The 15685-nt window shown below is 67.1% G+C and carries 11 protein-coding genes; 3 read left to right on the forward strand and 8 right to left on the reverse strand.

Annotated elements, in window-relative coordinates:
* The first annotated feature begins 6 nt into the window (after positions 1-6).
* A complete protein-coding gene (locus tag AC1D2O_RS05360; protein ID WP_478156418.1) occupies positions 7-3429 on the forward strand; it encodes a DUF6519 domain-containing protein in 3423 nt (1140 codons plus the stop codon).
* Between the two features lie 95 nt (positions 3430-3524).
* Here the strand turns inward: AC1D2O_RS05360 and AC1D2O_RS05365 are convergent, their stop codons facing one another.
* From AC1D2O_RS05365 to urtA, 8 genes are read right to left on the reverse strand one after another with little or no spacing between them, the layout of a single operon-like run.
* Positions 3525-4568 (reverse strand): aliphatic amidase, encoded by a 1044-nt coding sequence (locus AC1D2O_RS05365; protein WP_478086256.1) that lies wholly within the window; start codon positions 4566-4568, stop codon positions 3525-3527.
* Between the two features lie 10 nt (positions 4569-4578).
* Positions 4579-4920, reverse strand: a complete 342-nt coding sequence (locus AC1D2O_RS05370) for an FmdB family zinc ribbon protein (protein ID WP_478086258.1) — start codon at positions 4918-4920, stop codon at positions 4579-4581.
* 16 nt (positions 4921-4936) lie between these two features.
* Positions 4937-6169, reverse strand: coding sequence for a formamidase (gene fmdA, locus AC1D2O_RS05375; protein ID WP_478156419.1), 1233 nt, complete (start codon positions 6167-6169; stop codon positions 4937-4939).
* Positions 6170-6206: 37 nt separating this feature from the next.
* On the reverse strand, positions 6207-6896 hold the full coding sequence (gene urtE / locus AC1D2O_RS05380) for an urea ABC transporter ATP-binding subunit UrtE (protein WP_478086262.1): 690 nt from the start codon (positions 6894-6896) through the stop codon (positions 6207-6209).
* 23 nt (positions 6897-6919) lie between these two features.
* On the reverse strand, positions 6920-7663 hold the full coding sequence (gene urtD / locus AC1D2O_RS05385; protein WP_478156420.1) for an urea ABC transporter ATP-binding protein UrtD: 744 nt from the start codon (positions 7661-7663) through the stop codon (positions 6920-6922).
* A gap of 13 nt (positions 7664-7676) precedes the next feature.
* The gene (gene urtC / locus AC1D2O_RS05390) at positions 7677-8876 is read right to left on the reverse strand and encodes an urea ABC transporter permease subunit UrtC (protein ID WP_478085938.1); all 1200 of its coding nucleotides are present in this window, start codon (positions 8874-8876) and stop codon (positions 7677-7679) included.
* 47 nt (positions 8877-8923) lie between these two features.
* Positions 8924-9838, reverse strand: coding sequence for an urea ABC transporter permease subunit UrtB (gene urtB / locus AC1D2O_RS05395; protein ID WP_478156422.1), 915 nt, complete (start codon positions 9836-9838; stop codon positions 8924-8926).
* 40 nt (positions 9839-9878) lie between these two features.
* The gene (urtA, locus tag AC1D2O_RS05400) at positions 9879-11144 is read right to left on the reverse strand and encodes an urea ABC transporter substrate-binding protein (RefSeq protein ID WP_478156424.1); all 1266 of its coding nucleotides are present in this window, start codon (positions 11142-11144) and stop codon (positions 9879-9881) included.
* A gap of 251 nt (positions 11145-11395) precedes the next feature.
* On the opposite strand from urtA, the gene AC1D2O_RS05405 reads away from it, so the two are divergent.
* Together AC1D2O_RS05405 and AC1D2O_RS05410 are read left to right on the forward strand one after the other, a co-directional pair.
* Positions 11396-14785 carry a hybrid sensor histidine kinase/response regulator gene (locus AC1D2O_RS05405; RefSeq protein WP_478085944.1) on the forward strand — a complete coding sequence of 1130 codons (3390 nt, stop codon included), beginning with the start codon at positions 11396-11398 and terminating at the stop codon, positions 14783-14785.
* Positions 14769-15662, forward strand: coding sequence for a response regulator (locus AC1D2O_RS05410; protein ID WP_478085946.1), 894 nt, complete (start codon positions 14769-14771; stop codon positions 15660-15662). The genes AC1D2O_RS05405 and AC1D2O_RS05410 overlap by 17 nt, the downstream gene beginning before the upstream one ends.
* The last annotated feature ends 23 nt before the right edge of the window (positions 15663-15685 follow it).

Consider the following 15685-nt stretch of genomic DNA (forward strand, 5'->3'; position numbering starts at 1 on the left):
GACACCATGAAAGCCGATCTCTCCCGCGAGACCTTCGAGCCCGGCGCGCACTACACCGCCGTGCGCATGCAGCAAGGCCGCGTGATCATCGATGCGGATTTCAACGAGGAAGGCGACATCACCCGCCGCCGTGCCGAGGCTCTGGCCGAGGACGTCATCGGCCAGAGCGGCGCGCCGGCCGAGAACGCCGGCTTCGCGCTGTCGGCCGGCATGGTCGCGCTGGCGGTGCATGCAGCCGATGCCAACAGCGTGTGGATCGCCGGCGAAGACGGCGTGCTGCTGGTCAGCACCAATGGCGGCGCGGCCTGGACCGTGGCCGCCACCGGCAGCACGCGGCACCTGCGTGCCATTGCGCGCGCCGCCAACACCGGCTGGGCCGTGGGCGACGGCGGCACCGTGCTGCGCACCAGCAACGCGGGCAGCACCTGGACCGTGCAGAACGCCGGCAGCCTGCAGCATTTGCGCGGCGTCGCGGTCTTCGATGCCCAGCACGCCTGGGCCGTGGGCGACGGCGGCCTGGTGCTGCGCACCGTCGACGGCGGCGCCAACTGGACGCGCCACGCCAGCGGCGTTCAGCGCCTCTACGCCGCGGCCTTCGCCAACGCGCAGGAAGGCCTGGCCGTGGGGCCCGGCGGCGCGATCGTGCGCAGCAGCAACGGCGGCGCGGGATGGACCCGCGTGCAAAGCGGCAGCAGCGCCACCTTGCGCGCGGTGTCGCTCGCCGGTGGCCAGGCCTGGGCGGTGGGCGACGGCGGCACCGTGCTGCGCAGCGCCGACGGCGGCGCGACCTGGACGACCGCCACCAGCGGCAGCACCTCGCGGCTGCGCGCGGTGCGCTTTCGCGACGCCAACAATGGCTGGATCGCTGGCGAGGACGGCGCGCTGCTGGTCACCACCAATGGCGGCACCACCTGGACCGCGCAGACCGTGGCCGGCGGTCCGGCACTGGCGGGCCTGTCGGTGGCCGGCACGGAGCAGCCCTGGCTGGTCGGCGGTGGCCAGGCCTGGCGCGTGCAAGCCACCGGCGCCGGTGCGCCTGCGGCGCTGCCGGCGGCGAGCCTGCGCATCGGCGCGGGCCGCTACTACGTGCAGGGCCAGCTCTGCGAATGGGAGCAGGCCGCCTCGCTGGCCAACCAGCCCGACGGCGGCGTGCCGGCACGGCTGCCGGCCGGCACGCACCTGGTCTACCTGCGCGCCTGGCAACGCCATGTGAGTGCGCTGGAGGACCCGGGCATCCGCGAAGTGGCACTGGGCGGCCCCGACACCGCCACCCGCGCGCAGCAGGTGGCGCAAGTGCGCACGCTCGCCCTGCCGGCCGCGCCCGACAACACCGCCTGGCACTGCGGCGCCGACGTGGCCGCCTGGAACACCCTGACCGCCCCGCCGGGCGCCCGCATGGCCGCGCGCGCCGAGCCCGAACTGGCGTCCACCGGCGTCTGCGAGATCGCCGCCACGGCAGGCTACCGCCGGCTGGAGAACCAGCTCTACCGCGTGGAAATCCACTCGGTGGACGCGGCGGGCGCCGCCACATTCAAGTGGTCGCGCGAGAACGGCTCGGTCAGCTATGCGGTGCAGGAGATCAGCATCGACGCCAACCGCACCACGATTCGCCTGGCGGCACGCGGCCGCGATGCGAACCTGGACCTCACCCTGCACGACCGCGTGGAACTGGTCGACGACGAGGCCGAATTGCAGGGCCGCGCGGGCCAGCTCTTCGACTACCTGCAAGACGGCGACGATGCGCTGGAACTGGTGCTGGATGGCGTGCCCACCGGCACGCTGGGCCAGGACCCGGCGCGCCACCCCGTGCTGCGCCGCTGGGACCACACGCCCGCCGTGGCCGGCGAGCACGCGCTGGCGGTGGAGGAAGGCGACTGGATCACGCTGGAGGATGGCGTGCAGATCCGCTTCGCACCCGGCGGCAGCTACCGGCCGGGCGACTACTGGCAGATCCCGGCGCGCACCGTGACGGCCGACGTGGAATGGCCGCGCGACTGCGACGGCGAGCCCGTCGCCGAGCCGCCGGCCGGCGTGCGTGACGGCTGGGCGCGGCTCGGCCTGGTGACGGTGGACGCCAGCGGCCTGGTCACGGACATCACCGACTGCCGCGACCTGTTCCCGCCGCTCACGAAAATGACGCAACTGCTCTACGTAGGCGGCGACGGCCAGAACACCACGCCCGGCGGCGCGCTGCCCGAGCCGCTGCGTGTGCGCGTGATGCGCGGCGCGCTGCCCGTGCCCGGCGCGCGCGTGCGCTTCACGGTGGAGGCCGGGGCCGGCAGCGTGGGCAACCCGCCGGCCAGCGTCTTCGACGCCACCTGCAACGCCCAGGGCCTGGCCGAATGCCCCTGGCGGCTGGGCACGCCGCAGAACCAGCGCGTCCGTGCGCATCTGCTGACCAGCGGCGGCAGCCCGGTGGCCGAGCAGGTGCTGGTGTTCGCGGCCACCGCCACGACGCCGGCCACCGGCGGGGGCGGCGGCTGCGAGGTCACGATCGGCAAGGGGGGCGACTTCCCCGAACTCAGCAGCGAACTGCTGGAGAAGTTGCTGGCGGCGCGGCCCTCGCTGTGCATCTGCTTCCTGCCAGGCACGCACCGACTCGAGGCCGGCCTGACGCTGGATGCGCCCTCCACGCAGCCGGTGCGGCGCCTGTCGTTGCACGGCTGCGGCCCCACCGCGGTGATCGTGGTCGCCGCCCCGATCGCCCTGGCCGGCCTGGCCGCGCTGGAACTGCGCGATCTGCATTTGCAGCTCAGCGAGCGCGGCGTGATCGCGCTGACCAATAACACCCAGGTCGAGCTGGACGGCGTGAACGTGGCCGGCAGGAGCGACAGCCAACTGCCCTGGCTGGCCGTCGGCAGCACGCGCGTGCTGCGCATGCGCGGCTGCACATTACCGGCGGCGGTACGGGCGGCCGCAGTTTTCCAGGACATCACCGACCTGTGTGAGATCACGCACTGCCAGTTCGCGGGCGACGTGGCGTTCTACGGCATCCCCGACCCCGAGGTGCCGCGCGACGCGCTGCTGCGCGCGCTGCAGCCCGGTGATTTCGAGGTCCAGCCCGGCGTCGGCCAACTGGTGTTCGCGAGCAACCTGCTGACGCGGCTGACGATGGGCATCGAAACCATCAAGCTGCTCACCGCGAAGCGGGCCCGCGGCCTGTTCCAGACGGTGGTGCTGCAGGGCAACACCTTCACGGCCGACATGGTGCTGTGCGCCGGGAACTTCATGAGCGTCAGCGGCAACCACTTCACCGCCACCCAACCGCGCTCCAGCACCTACGGCATGCTGATCGCGCGCCGCGCCGCCGCAAGCAGCAACGTCGGCGAGCTGTTCGGCGACAACGCGACACTGTGGTTCCTGGTGACCAAGGGCGAGTTCCGCGGCGCGGCGAACATGGTGTTCACGATTCCGCAGTCGCTGTCTTAGGGGTCGGCAAGTCTTTGATCTTCTTGGGACTGCCGTTCGCTTTCACCCCTGCCAGGGCTCCTGCGTAATGCGCCAGGATTCGAGCGGATCTGGCATCAGCGGTGCACGCCGGCCGTGTCGTCGTTCGGGATGCCCCCGATCGGCGCCTCCGCGGTGCCGACGGTGCTGCGGGTAAAGGATTCGACCATCTCGCGCGTGCCCTGTGGATCGGCGATCCACTTGGCATAGAAGTCGTAGGGGCAGTCGGCCACGCCCTTGTCGCCTTCGCGGGAGTTGATCAAGCCGGTGTAGCCGCGGTGAACCAGCTTGAAGAGGTGGTTCTCCGACTGGCCGTGCTTGCGGAAGTCGCGGATCAGGCTCTTGCTGAGCGCCGCGTACTGGATGCCCATTTCCTCCTCGCCGCATTCGCCGAGCGTGCGGCCGTCGAAGCCGATGATCGCCGAGTGGCCGAAATACGAATAGACGCCGTCGAAGCCCGCCGCGTTGGCGACCGCCACATAGGTGTTGTTGGCGAAGGCCATTGCCTTGCTGATGAGGATCTGCTGCTCCTTCGCCGGGTACATGTAGCCCTGGCAGCGCACGATCAGCTCGGCGCCCTTCATCGCGCAGTCGCGCCAGATCTCGGGATAGTTGCCGTCGTCGCAGATGATGAGGCTGACCTTGAGCCCCTTCGGCCCGTCGCTCACATAGGTGCAGTTGCCCGGATACCAGCCCTCGATCGGCACCCAGGGCATGATCTTGCGGTACTTCTGCACGATCTCGCCCTGGTCGTTCATGAGGATGAGCGTGTTGTAGGGCGCCTTGTTCGGATGCTCCTCGTGGCGCTCGCCGGTGAGGGAGAACACGCCCCACACCTTCGCCTTGCGACAGGCCTCGGCGAAGATCTCGGTCTCGGCGCCGGGCACGGTGGCGGCGTTCTCGTACATCTCGGCGCTGTCGTACATGATGCCGTGGGTGCTGTACTCGGGAAAGATCACGAGGTCGAGGCCGGGAAGTCCGGACTTCATGCCGACCACCATCTTCGCGATCGCACGCGCGTTGTCGAGCACCTCGGCACGCGAGTGCAGGCGCGGCATCTTGTAGTTGACGACCGCGACACCTACGGTGTCCTTGCTGCTCGAGATATCTCCATGAATCATGGTGCTGCTCCTAGTGGCTGATCATCCAGGGCCGTTTGGTCGGAAAGGTCTTGGCACCGTTGGGCGCGGTCACCGTCGCGCCACGCTTGGCGCCACTGCAGCAGCCGCAGCCCGAGGGATGCCTGAGCCGCGCGTAGTCGCCCGAGCGCTTCGGCTCGTGCGCCGCACGCTCGTTGACCGCGATGGCGCGGCGCGTGCCGTCGGCCATGAGCGCCAGGCGTGGTGCGCCCGACATCACGCGCGGCGAGGCGCCGCCGCAATCCGGGCAGTCCGCCGGCAGGTCGCGTTGGCTCACGCTGCGCAGTGCATCGAAGCCGCCGCAGTCGTCGCACCGGTAGTCGTAGGTCGGCATGCTGCTCGCGCTCCGGTCAGGCAAGGTCGGGCGACAGCGGCATGTCGATCTTGCCGTCGATGAACCTGGTCGGCCCGTTGGCGTTCGGATTGATGTCGAAGTCGAAGATCTGCGTCGGCAGCCAGAGCGTGGCGCAGGCATTCGGGATGTCGACCACGCCACTGATGTGGCCCTGCACCGGTGCGGTGCCGAGGATCGAATAGGCCTGTGCGCCGGAATAGCCGAACTTCTTCAGGTACTCGATCGCGTTCAGGCATGCCTGGCGGTAGGCCACGTGCACGTCAAGGTAGTACTGCTTGCCCGCCTCATCCACCGAGATGCCCTCGAAGATGATGTAGTCGTTGTAGTGCGGCGTGATCGGGCTCGGCTTGAAGATCGGGTTCTTGATGCCGTACTTGGCCATGCCGCCCTTGATGAGCGTGACTTTCATGTGCACCCAGCCCGCCATCTCGATGGCGCCGCAGAAGGTGATCTCGCCATCGCCCTGGCTGAAGTGCAGGTCGCCCACCGACAGGCCGGCGCCGTCGACGTAGACCGGGAAGAAAACCTTGGAGCCGCGCGAGAGATCCTTGATGTCGCAGTTGCCGCCGTGCTCGCGCGGCGGCACGGTGCGTGCGCCCTCGGCGGCTGCCTTGGCCCTGGCCTCGCCGGTCATCTTTCCCATGTGGGCGGTGCCGGCCGAAGGCGGATTCGCCAGGCCGGGCACGCGATCCGGGTCGGTCGCGATGAAGTCGATCTCGCGCTTGTTCCACATGTCGAGCATCGCCCTGTCGGGCAGGCAGCCGATCAGGCCGGGATGGATCAGTCCCGCGAAGTTGACGCCCGGGATGTGGCGCGAACTGGTGAACATGCCCTTGAAGTCCCAGATCGATTTCTGCGCCTCCGGAAAATGATCGGTGAGGAAGCCGCCGCCGTTCTTCTTCGAGAAGAAGCCATTGAAGCCCCACAGGCTGTCCTGCTTGGCGCCGATGTCCAGCAGGTCGACCACCAGCAGGTCGCCGGGCTCGGCCCCCTTCACGCCGACCGGGCCCGACAGGTAGTGCACCGTGGTCAGGTCGATGTCGCGCACGTCGTCGGCGCTGTCGTTGTTCTTGATGAAGCCGCCGGTCCAGTCGAAGGTTTCGAGGATGAAGTCGTCGCCCGGGTTCACCCAGCAGGCCATCGGGATGTCCGGGTGCCAGCGGTTGTGGATCATCTCGTTCTCGGTCGGCGATTTGGTCAGGTCGACCTTGATCAGCGTGTCGGTCATTTGCAATGGCTCCTGGGGTGGTTGTCGAAAGGGGAGTTCAAACGGAGAGATAGGCCTTGATGTGGTTCACGTCGGTCTTGTCGCGCGCGGTCTCGTGCACGAAGATCCCGCCCTCGATCACGAACAGGCGGTCGGCAACGTCCAGCGCGAAGCTCAGCACCTGCTCCGACACCACGATCGTGATCTCGCGCAGCTTGCGGATCTCGTTCAGCGCCTTCGCGATGTCCTTGATGATCGAAGGCTGGATGCCCTCGGTAGGCTCGTCGAGCAGCAGCACCTTGGGGTCGGTCACGAGCGCACGCGCGATCGCCAACTGCTGCTGCTGGCCGCCCGACAGGTTGCCGCCCTTGCGGCGCTTCATGTCGAACAGCACCGGGAAGAGCGCGTAGATTTCCTCGGGAATGCGGCGCGTCTTCGAGTTCTCTAGGCCGGTCTGGATGTTCTCCTCCACCGTCAGGGTCGGGAAGATCATGCGGCCCTGCGGCACGTAGGCAATGCCCTTGGCGACCCGTACGAAGCTCTCGTCGCGCGAGACGTCGCGCCCGGCAACGCTGATGCTGCCGCTCTTGATCGGCAGCACACCCATCAGGCTCTTGAACAGCGTGGTCTTGCCCATGCCGTTGCGGCCCATGATGGCGATGGTCTCGTTCCTGCGCGCCTGGAACGAAATGCCGTGCAGCGCCTCGCTCTGGCCGTATGAGGTGTAGAGGTCCTTGACCTCCAGCATGGCTGTGCTCATGTCGTTTGCTCCTAGTGGCCGAGGTAGACGTCGATCACGCGCTCGTCGGCCTGCACCTGATCCATCGGCCCTTCGGCCAGGATCTTTCCCTGGTGCATGACCGTGACCTTGTGCGCGATGCGCTTGACGAATTCCATGTCGTGCTCGATCACGATCACCGACCGGCCCTGGCAGATGCGCTGCAGCAGGTCAGCGGTGAGCTCGCGTTCGCGCGCGCTCATGCCGGCGATCGGTTCGTCGAGCATCAGCAACTCAGGTTCCTGCATCAGGAGCATGCCGATTTCCAGCCACTGCTTCTGGCCGTGGCTGAGCAGGCCGGCCTCGGTGTCGAGCTTGTCGGACAGGTGAATGTCGGCCGCGACCGCGTCGACCCTGGACCTCACCTCATCCGTGCACTTGAAGCCGAGCGCGCCCATGACCGATCGCCCGGCCGGAAACGACACCTCCAGGTTCTGGAACACGCTGAGGTTTTCGTAGATGGAGGGCGTCTGGAACTTGCGGCCGATCCCCAGTCGCACGCGGCGGTATTCGGCCATCCTCGTGAGCTCGGTGTTCTTGAACTTGATGCTGCCGGCACTCGCGCGGGTCTTGCCGCAGATCAGGTCGAGCAGCGTGGTCTTGCCGGCGCCGTTCGGGCCGATGATCACGCGCAGCTCGTTCTTGTCGATGTACAGCGTCAGCGCATCGATCGCCTTGAAGCCGTCGAACGAGACGGTCAAGTCCTCGACCGCGAGTGCGAAGTCGGTGTTGCTCATGGGTGCTTTCCGGTCAGGCGCGCTGGCTGCTCACGCCATCGGGCAGGGATGGCTCCTCGGCGGCCTGGGGCATCGCCTTGACGACGGGGAGCTCCGCCTCGGGTGTCGCGGCCGGCGCCTGGCTCTTGCGGGCGGCCATGTGCCGCTTCCACCGGGGCACCACATGCTCTTCCCAGACGCCGGCCAACCCCATCGGAAAGGCCATCGTCACGCCGATGAAGAGCGCGGCCATCAGGAACAGCCACAGGTCGGGAAAGCTCTCCGAGAAATAGGTCTTCCCGGCGTTCACCAGCAGCGTGCCGTACACCGCGCCGACCAGGCTCATGCGTCCCCCGACCGCCGCGAAGATGACCATCTCGACCGAGGGCACGATGCCCACGAAGCTCGGCGACATGAAGCCCACCTGCAACGAGAAGAGCGCGCCGCCGATGCCGGAGAGCGCAGCCGCGAGGCAGAAGACGAAGACCTTGAAGTTGGCCACGTCGTAGCCCGAGAAGCGCACCCGGTCTTCCTTGTCGCGCATGGCGAGCAGGAGCGTCCCGGCCTTGCCGATCTGGATCCAGCGGCAGAGGAAGATGCTGCCGATCAGCAACGCCACGCAGATGTAATAGAGGAGGTACTTGGCGCTGTCGGTGCGGGTGTCCCAGCCAGCCAGCGTCTTCAGGTCGGTCATGCCGTTGACGCCGCCGGTGTACCCCTGCTGGCCGATGATCAGCACCGTGAGGATCAGCGCCACCGCCTGCGTGATGATCGCGAAATAGACGCCGCCCACGCGGCGCTTGAACATCGCGAAGCTGATGATCCAGGCCAGCAGCGTCGGCACCGCCACCACCGCGAAGAGAGCGAACGGCAGGTACTTGAAAGGCACCCACAGCCACGGCAGCTCGGTCAGCTGGTTCCAGTCCATGAAGTCCGGAATCCCGGGCGTCGACTGGATCTTGGTCGTGACCGGATCGGAGGCTTCCAGCTTGAGGAACATCGCCATCGCATAGCCGCCGAGTCCGAAGAAGATGCCCTGCCCCAGGCTCAGCACGCCGCCGTAGCCCCAGACCATCACCAGGCCGACAGCGACGAAGGCATAGGTCAGGTACTTGCCGATCAGGTTGAGGCGGAAGATGTCGAGCGTCAGCGGCAGCACGACCGCGAGCAGCACCGTGAGAAGCAGCACGCTGGCGAGCTGGTAGCGCTTGATCCAGGCTTGCAGGGCAATCATTGGAAACTCCGTGGCAGGTTGTTTCGTGGCTTCTTCAGCGAAATGCATCAACGGCGCACCTTGCTGGCGAACAGGCCCTGCGGCCGCATCATCAGGATCAGCACGATCAGCGACAGGGTGAGCACCTTGGCCATCGAGCCGGCCATGAAGAACTCGGTCACCGACTGCGTCTGCGCGATGCCGAAGGCCGACACCACAGTGCCGAGCAGGCTGGCCGCGCCGCCGAAGGTGACGACCAGGAAGGAGTCGACGATGTAGAGCTGGCCGGAGGTCGGACCGGTCGAGCCGATGGTCGTGAAGGCAGCGCCGGCCACGCCGGCCACGCCGCAGCCGATCGCGAAAGTGAGCCGGTCGGTGCGCTTGGTGTCGATGCCGGTGGCATTCGCCATCACGCGATTCGCCACCGTGGCGCGCACTCGCAGTCCCCAGCGGCTCTTGTTGAGGGCGATCAGCATGCCGACGGTGACCACCGTGGTCAGGACCAGCACGAACATGCCGTTGATCGGTATGTCCAGCCCCGGCGCCGGCGCCCAGGAGCCCAGCAGCCACTCGGGCAGAACCGGGCTTACCTCTTTCGGACCGATGAAGGTGCGGAACATCTGCTGCATCGCCAGGCTCACGCCCCAGGTCGCGAGCAGCGTGTCGAGCGGGCGCTTGTAGAGGTGCCGGATGAGCCCCCACTCCACCAGCCAGCCGGCGACGAAGGCGAAGAAGAAGGCCAGCAGCACCGCGACCGGAAAGTAGTACGGCAGCAGCGTCGGCGCGTTCTTCTCCACGATCGTCGAGCCGAGGTAGATCGTGTAGGCGCCGATGGTCATGAACTCGCCATGGGCCATGTTGATGACGCCCATCTGGCCGAAGATGAGCRCCAGGCCCAGGCCCATCAGCAGCAGCACCGCGAACAGGCTCAGTCCCGCGAAGCCCTGCATCAGGCCGATGTTCATCAGGTCGGTGAAACTCATGGACGATCTCCGGTGGCGAACGACGCTGCTGCTGGCCTGCTTACTGGTAGCCCTTGGGGAACGGGTCCGGCCTGATCAACTCGGGCGACTCCGATACGACCTTGAAGCTGCCGTCGAGCTGGCCCTGGGCGATGCGCGACTTGCTCCACAGGTGATGGTTCTCGTCGAGCTTCACGTAGCCCTCGGGCGCCATCTTGAGTTCGATGCCGGGCGACGCCGCGACCACCTTGTCGACGTCGAAATTCTTGGCCTTCTCGACCGCTGCCTTCCACAGCCACGGGCCCAGGTAGCCGGCCTGCGTGACGTCGCCGATCACCGCGTCCTTGCCATACTTGGCCTTGAAGGCGGCGACGAACTTCTTGTTGTTCTCGTTGTCCAGGCTCTGGAAGTACTTCATCGACGAATAGAAGCCGGCGAAGTTCTCGCCGCCGACGCCTGTCATCTCGTCCTCGGTCACCGCCAGCGTCACCAGCAGCTGCTTGTCGCCGGTGATGCCGGCCGCCTTCAGAGCCTTGTAGAAGGCCACGTTGGAGCCGCCTACCACCGCGGCGAAGATGCAGTCGGGCTTCTGCAGCTTGATCTTGTTCATCAGCGAGCCGAAGTTGGTGCTGCCCAGCGGGTAATACTCCTCGCCGACGACCTTGCCCTTCTGGAAGTTCTCGATGTGCTTGCGCGCGATCTTCATCGAGGTGCGCGGCCAGATGTAGTCGGACCCGATCAGGAAGTAGGTCTTGGCCTTCTTCTCGTTCTTGGCCCAGTCCAGGCTGTAGATGATCTGCTGGGTGGCTTCCTGTCCGGTGTAGAACACGTTGTGCGACTGCTCCAGGCCTTCGTAGAAGGTCGGGTAGTACAGCAGGCCGTTCTCCTTCTCGAATACCGGCAGCACCGCCTTGCGCGAGGCCGAGGTCCAGCAGCCGAAGACCGCCGCGCAATGGTCGTTGATGAGCAGCTTCTTGGCCTTCTCGGCGAAGGTCGGCCAGTCGGAGGCGCCGTCTTCCTTGATGACCTTGATCTTGCGTCCGAGGATGCCGCCCATCGCGTTGATCTGGTCGATCGCGAGCTGCTCGGCCTGGATCGAGCCGGTCTCGCTGATCGCCATCGTGCCGGTGGACGAGTGCAACTGGCCGACGGTCACCTCGGTGTCGGTCACCGCGAGCTTGGTCGTGTTCACCGAGGCGGTCGGCTGGCCGAAGCTCAGGCCGCTCAGGCCCAGCGCCGGCAGCGCGGCGGCGCCCTGCAGCAGTCGGCGGCGGCGCATTGCGATGCGCTCGGGCGAATCGAGCGAAGGTTCTTGGTCGCGGGACATGGCGGAATCTCCAGGCTGGGTTGAAAAAACGAGACAAATCGGTGATGCCATGCACCATCTCTGTGCGGCGCATCGCTTCACCATGGACTGGACTCTAGGAAGCGCGGGCCCCGAACCGAATACGTCAATCAACGTAGCTGCCCGCGGCGCGTGGCCTGCGAGACTGGGCGGCCGTTTCCTTCATCCGCGGAACGGACAAGGAGCGCTTCTTGCAGAGACATCGGCAAACACCCTTCCTGAAAGAATGGAACATGCCGCCCGTCACCGGTCAGAAGATCTTTCGCATCCGCCGCGACTACAACACCTGGGTCGCCAACGAGACGCTCGAGGACTACGCGCTGCGCTATACGCCGCGCAGCTTTCGCAAGTGGTCGGAATTCCGGGTCGCCAACACCGCCTTCGGTGCCACCTCCTTCCTGGCGCTGGAAGCGATCGGCGGCGCCATCGCGCTGAGCTACGGTTTCTCGAATGCGTTGTGGGCGATCCTGGTGGTCGGGCTGGTCACGTTCCTGACCGGCCTGCCGATCTGCTACTACGCGGCCAAGTACGGCGTCGACATGGACCTGCTCACGCGCGGCGCGGGCTTTGGCTACCTGGGCTCAACGCTCACCTCGCTCATCTACGCCAGCTTCACCTTCATCTTCTTCGCGCTGGAGGCCGCCATCCTCGCATTGGCGCTGCAGATGTACTTCGACTGGCCGCTGGCAGCCTGCTACCTGGTGTCGTCGATCGTCATCATCCCGCTGGTGATGCGCGGCATCACGATGATCTCGACGCTGCAACTGTGGACGCAGCCGATCTGGCTGATGCTCTTCGTGCTGCCGTATGCGGCGGTGCTGCTGCGCAATCCGCAGGCCTTCTCCGACTTCACCGGGCTGGTCGGCCGCATCTCCGGAAACAACAGCTTCGATCCGTTGATGTTCGGCGCCGGCGCCACCGTCGCCTTCTCCCTGGTGGTGCAGATCGGCGAGCAGGTGGACTACCTGCGCTTCCTGCCGGAGAAGACGCCGGCCAACAGCCGCCGCTGGTGGACCGCGGTGCTGGTTGCCGGGCCGGGCTGGATCGTGCCCGGCATGCTGAAGATGATGGGCGGTGCCTTCCTGGCTTTCCTGGCGTTGCAGCACGAGATCCGGCCCGAGCACGCGATCGAGCCCACCCACATGTACCTCGCCGGTTTCGGCTACGTCTTCTCGGACCCGGCCTGGGTGCTGGCCATCACGACGCTGTTCGTCGTCGTCTCGCAGCTCAAGATCAACCTGACCAATGCCTATGCCGGGTCGCTGGCCTGGTCGAACTTCTTCGCCCGCCTCACACACAGCCATCCGGGCCGCGTGGTCTGGCTGGTGTTCAACGTGCTGATCGCGATCCTGCTGATGACGCTGGGGGTTTTCACCGCGCTGGAAAAGGTGCTGGGCCTCTACAGCAACATCGCGATCGCCTGGGTCGGCGCGCTGGTGGCCGACCTGGTCATCAACAAACCGCTCGGCTGGAGTCCGCGCTCGATCGAGTTCAAGCGGGCGCATCTCTACGACATCAATCCGGTCGGGCTGGTGTCGATGGTGGTCGCGGCTGCGATCGCGATCGTCGCCTACGCCGGGATGCTCGGACCCTGGGCCGAAGCCTTCTCGCCCTTTGTCGCGCTCCTGACCGCGATGGTGGTGTCGCCGCTGCTCGCCTGGCGCACCAAGGGCCGCTACTATCTGGCGCGCAAGGACCTGACCCACTGGACGCCGGGGCAACTGGTGCGCTGCGCGGTCTGCGACAACACCTTCGAGTCGGAGGACATGGCGCACTGCCCGGCCTACAGCGCGCCGATCTGCTCGCTGTGCTGCACGCTGGAATCGCGTTGCCACGATGCCTGCAAGACCGGCTCCCGGGCCTCGGAGCAGATCAGCGGCTGGCTGAAGGCGCTGCTTCCGCCGGCGCTGGCGTTGCGCATCAACTTCCGCGTCGCCCACTACCTGCTGATCGCGACCTCCCTGGTGGCGCTGCTCGCCACGGTGATGGGCATCGTCTACGCGCAGGAAGGCCTGCTCGATCCGAATGCGGCGGACCGCTTCCTGCAGGCGCCCTTCCTCAAGGTGTTCGCGCTGCTGTCGCTGGTGACCGCGGTCGCCGCGTGGTGGATCGTGCTGGGCAGCGAGAGCCGCAAGATGGCGCAGGAGGAGTCCAATCGCCACAATCACCTGCTGACGCTGGAGATCGAGGCCCATCGCCGCACCGATGCAGCCCTGCAAAGCGCCAAGGAAGCCGCCGAAGCCGCCAACCAGGCGAAGACGCGCTACGTCGCCGGCATGGCGCACGAACTGCGCACGCCGCTCAACAGCATCATGGGCTACTCGCAGATCCTGCTGAAGAACGAAGCACCGCCGCGGCCGCCGCGCGAGGCGCTGCAGACCATCCACAAGAGCGGCGAGCACATGCTCGGCCTGATCGACGGCCTCCTTGACCTGGCGCGCATCGAGGCCGGGCGGCTGCAACTCGAGCCGATGCCGCTCGCACTGCCGGAGTTCCTTGACGAGGTGGTGCGAATGGTTCGGCCGCAGGCCGAGAGCAAGGGACTGGCCTTCGTGTACTCGGAGAGTGGACGCGTTCCGGCCTGGGTGCAGGCCGATGGCAAGCGGCTGCGGCAGATCCTCATCAACCTGCTGAGCAACGGCGTGCGCTTCACCGACGCCGGCACGGTCACGTTGCATGTCGATGCGCGGCGCGAGGTGCTGCGCTTCGATGTCGTCGACACCGGCATCGGCGTCGCGCCGCAGGACCACCAGCGCATCTTCCTTCCCTTCGAGCGCGGCGCCGCCGGCCGGCGCCATGGGGGCGACCCGGGCACCGGCCTGGGCCTGACCATCACCGGCCTGCTCACTTCGTTGATGGGAGGCGAGCTGCGGCTGGCCGAGACGTCCGCCAAGGGAAGCACCTTCAGCGTGCGGCTCTATCTGAACGAGGTCGCCGACCCGGGCCCGCAGGCCGAGCCGCTGCGCGCGATCTCCGGCTACTTCGGCCCGCGGCGCACCCTGCTGGTGGTCGACGACCAACCCGTGCAGCGCCAGATGCTGGCCGGCATGCTGATGCCGCTGGGCTTCGACGTGCGCGAGGCGGCCAGCGGCACCGAGTGCCTCGACAGCCTGCGCGAGCATGTGCCCTCGGCCATCCTGCTCGATCTCAGCATGGACGACATGGACGGCTGGGAGACGGCACTGCGGGTGCGCTCGGCCGGCTTCGCGCTGCCGATCATCATCGTCTCGGCCAATGTCTTCGAGAACCAGGCCGAGCGGCTGCGCCTCACTGAATGCCAGGCCTTCATCGGCAAGCCGGTGATCGAGTCGGAGCTGATCACCACGCTCGAGCGCCACCTGGGCCTCGAATGGCTGCAGCAGGGCCAGGCGCCGAGCCGTGCCCGGGCCGCGCAGTCCGGACCGCTCGAACTGCTCGCCCTGCCGGAGGACGACCGGCTCGAACTCATGCGCCTGGTGCAGATGGGCCACGTGCGCGGTCTACAGCAGGCGCTCGACCGCATCGCGGCAAGGCGCCCCGACCTGGCCGCCACCTGCAGCCATCTGCGCGGCATGCTGGCGCGCTTCGAGCTCGACAACTTCAAGCACGCACTTTCAGAGGAGAACGATGTCTCCATCCCTTGAGTCCGAACGGCCGGTGGTGCTGGTCGTCGACGACGCGCCGAGCAGCCTCGGCATGTTGTGCGACACGCTGGAAGCCAGCGGCTACACGGTGCTCGTCGCCGCCGACGGTGAATCGGCGCTGCAACGGCTCGAATTCGTGGTGCCGGACGCGATCCTGCTGGACGGAATGATGCCTGGTCTGTCGGGCTTCGAGACCTGTCGACGCATCAAGGCCGACCCGGCGCTCGCGCACATTCCGGTGCTGTTCATGACCGGCCTGTCCGAGACGCAGGACGTGGTCGAGGGCTTTGCCAGTGGCGGCGTCGACTACGTGGTGAAGCCGATCCGGGCTCAGGAAGTCCTGGCGCGGCTGCACACCCATGCACGCAATGCGCGCATCAGCCGCATGGCGCGCGATGCGGTCGACGTGGCCGGCATGGGCGTGATCTTCGTCGATGCGCATGGGCGCCTCGCCTGGCGCTCGCCGCAGGCCGAGGCGTGGCTGCGCGCGATCGGCGAGCCGGCTGAGCCTGGCCACCTGCCGCCGGCGCTTGAAGCGGTACCGACCGATGGCGGCACGATGGTCGTGGGCCTCGCGGACGGCCGGCAGCTGTCGATTCGCAACCTCGGCGCTGCGGCCCTGGGCGAGACCATGCTGCTGATGGCGCTGCATCGCGAGGGACCCTCTGCGCCGTCGCGCCTGACCGAGGCCGCACTGACGCCGCGAGAGACCGAGGTGCTGTCATGGCTGGCCAAGGGGAAGACCAACCGCGACATCGGTGAGATCCTCGGCACCAGTCCCCGTACCGTGAACAAGCACCTCGAACACATCTTCGAGAAGCTCGGCGTGGAGACGCGCTCTGCCGCCGCAGCGCTGGCGAGCGGGCATCTGGTCTAGATAGCGCAACGCCCTCCTGACCT

It is taken from the genome of Variovorax sp. P1_G12 (assembly GCF_056405555.1).

Bases quoted from the DNA above. Each gene is read 5' to 3' on its own strand.
- AC1D2O_RS05360 (WP_478156418.1), top strand. From the start codon at position 7: ATGAAAGCCGATCTCTCCCGCGAGACCTTCGAGCCCGGCGCGCACTAC.
- AC1D2O_RS05365 (WP_478086256.1), bottom strand. From the start codon at position 4,568: ATGATTCATGGAGATATCTCGAGCAGCAAGGACACCGTAGGTGTCGCG.
- AC1D2O_RS05370 (WP_478086258.1), bottom strand. From the start codon at position 4,920: ATGCCGACCTACGACTACCGGTGCGACGACTGCGGCGGCTTCGATGCA.
- fmdA (WP_478156419.1), bottom strand. From the start codon at position 6,169: ATGACCGACACGCTGATCAAGGTCGACCTGACCAAATCGCCGACCGAG.
- urtE (WP_478086262.1), bottom strand. From the start codon at position 6,896: ATGCTGGAGGTCAAGGACCTCTACACCTCATACGGCCAGAGCGAGGCG.
- urtD (WP_478156420.1), bottom strand. From the start codon at position 7,663: ATGAGCAACACCGACTTCGCACTCGCGGTCGAGGACTTGACCGTCTCG.
- urtC (WP_478085938.1), bottom strand. From the start codon at position 8,876: ATGATTGCCCTGCAAGCCTGGATCAAGCGCTACCAGCTCGCCAGCGTG.
- urtA (WP_478156424.1), bottom strand. From the start codon at position 11,144: ATGTCCCGCGACCAAGAACCTTCGCTCGATTCGCCCGAGCGCATCGCA.
- AC1D2O_RS05405 (WP_478085944.1), top strand. From the start codon at position 11,396: ATGCCGCCCGTCACCGGTCAGAAGATCTTTCGCATCCGCCGCGACTAC.
- AC1D2O_RS05410 (WP_478085946.1), top strand. From the start codon at position 14,769: ATGTCTCCATCCCTTGAGTCCGAACGGCCGGTGGTGCTGGTCGTCGAC.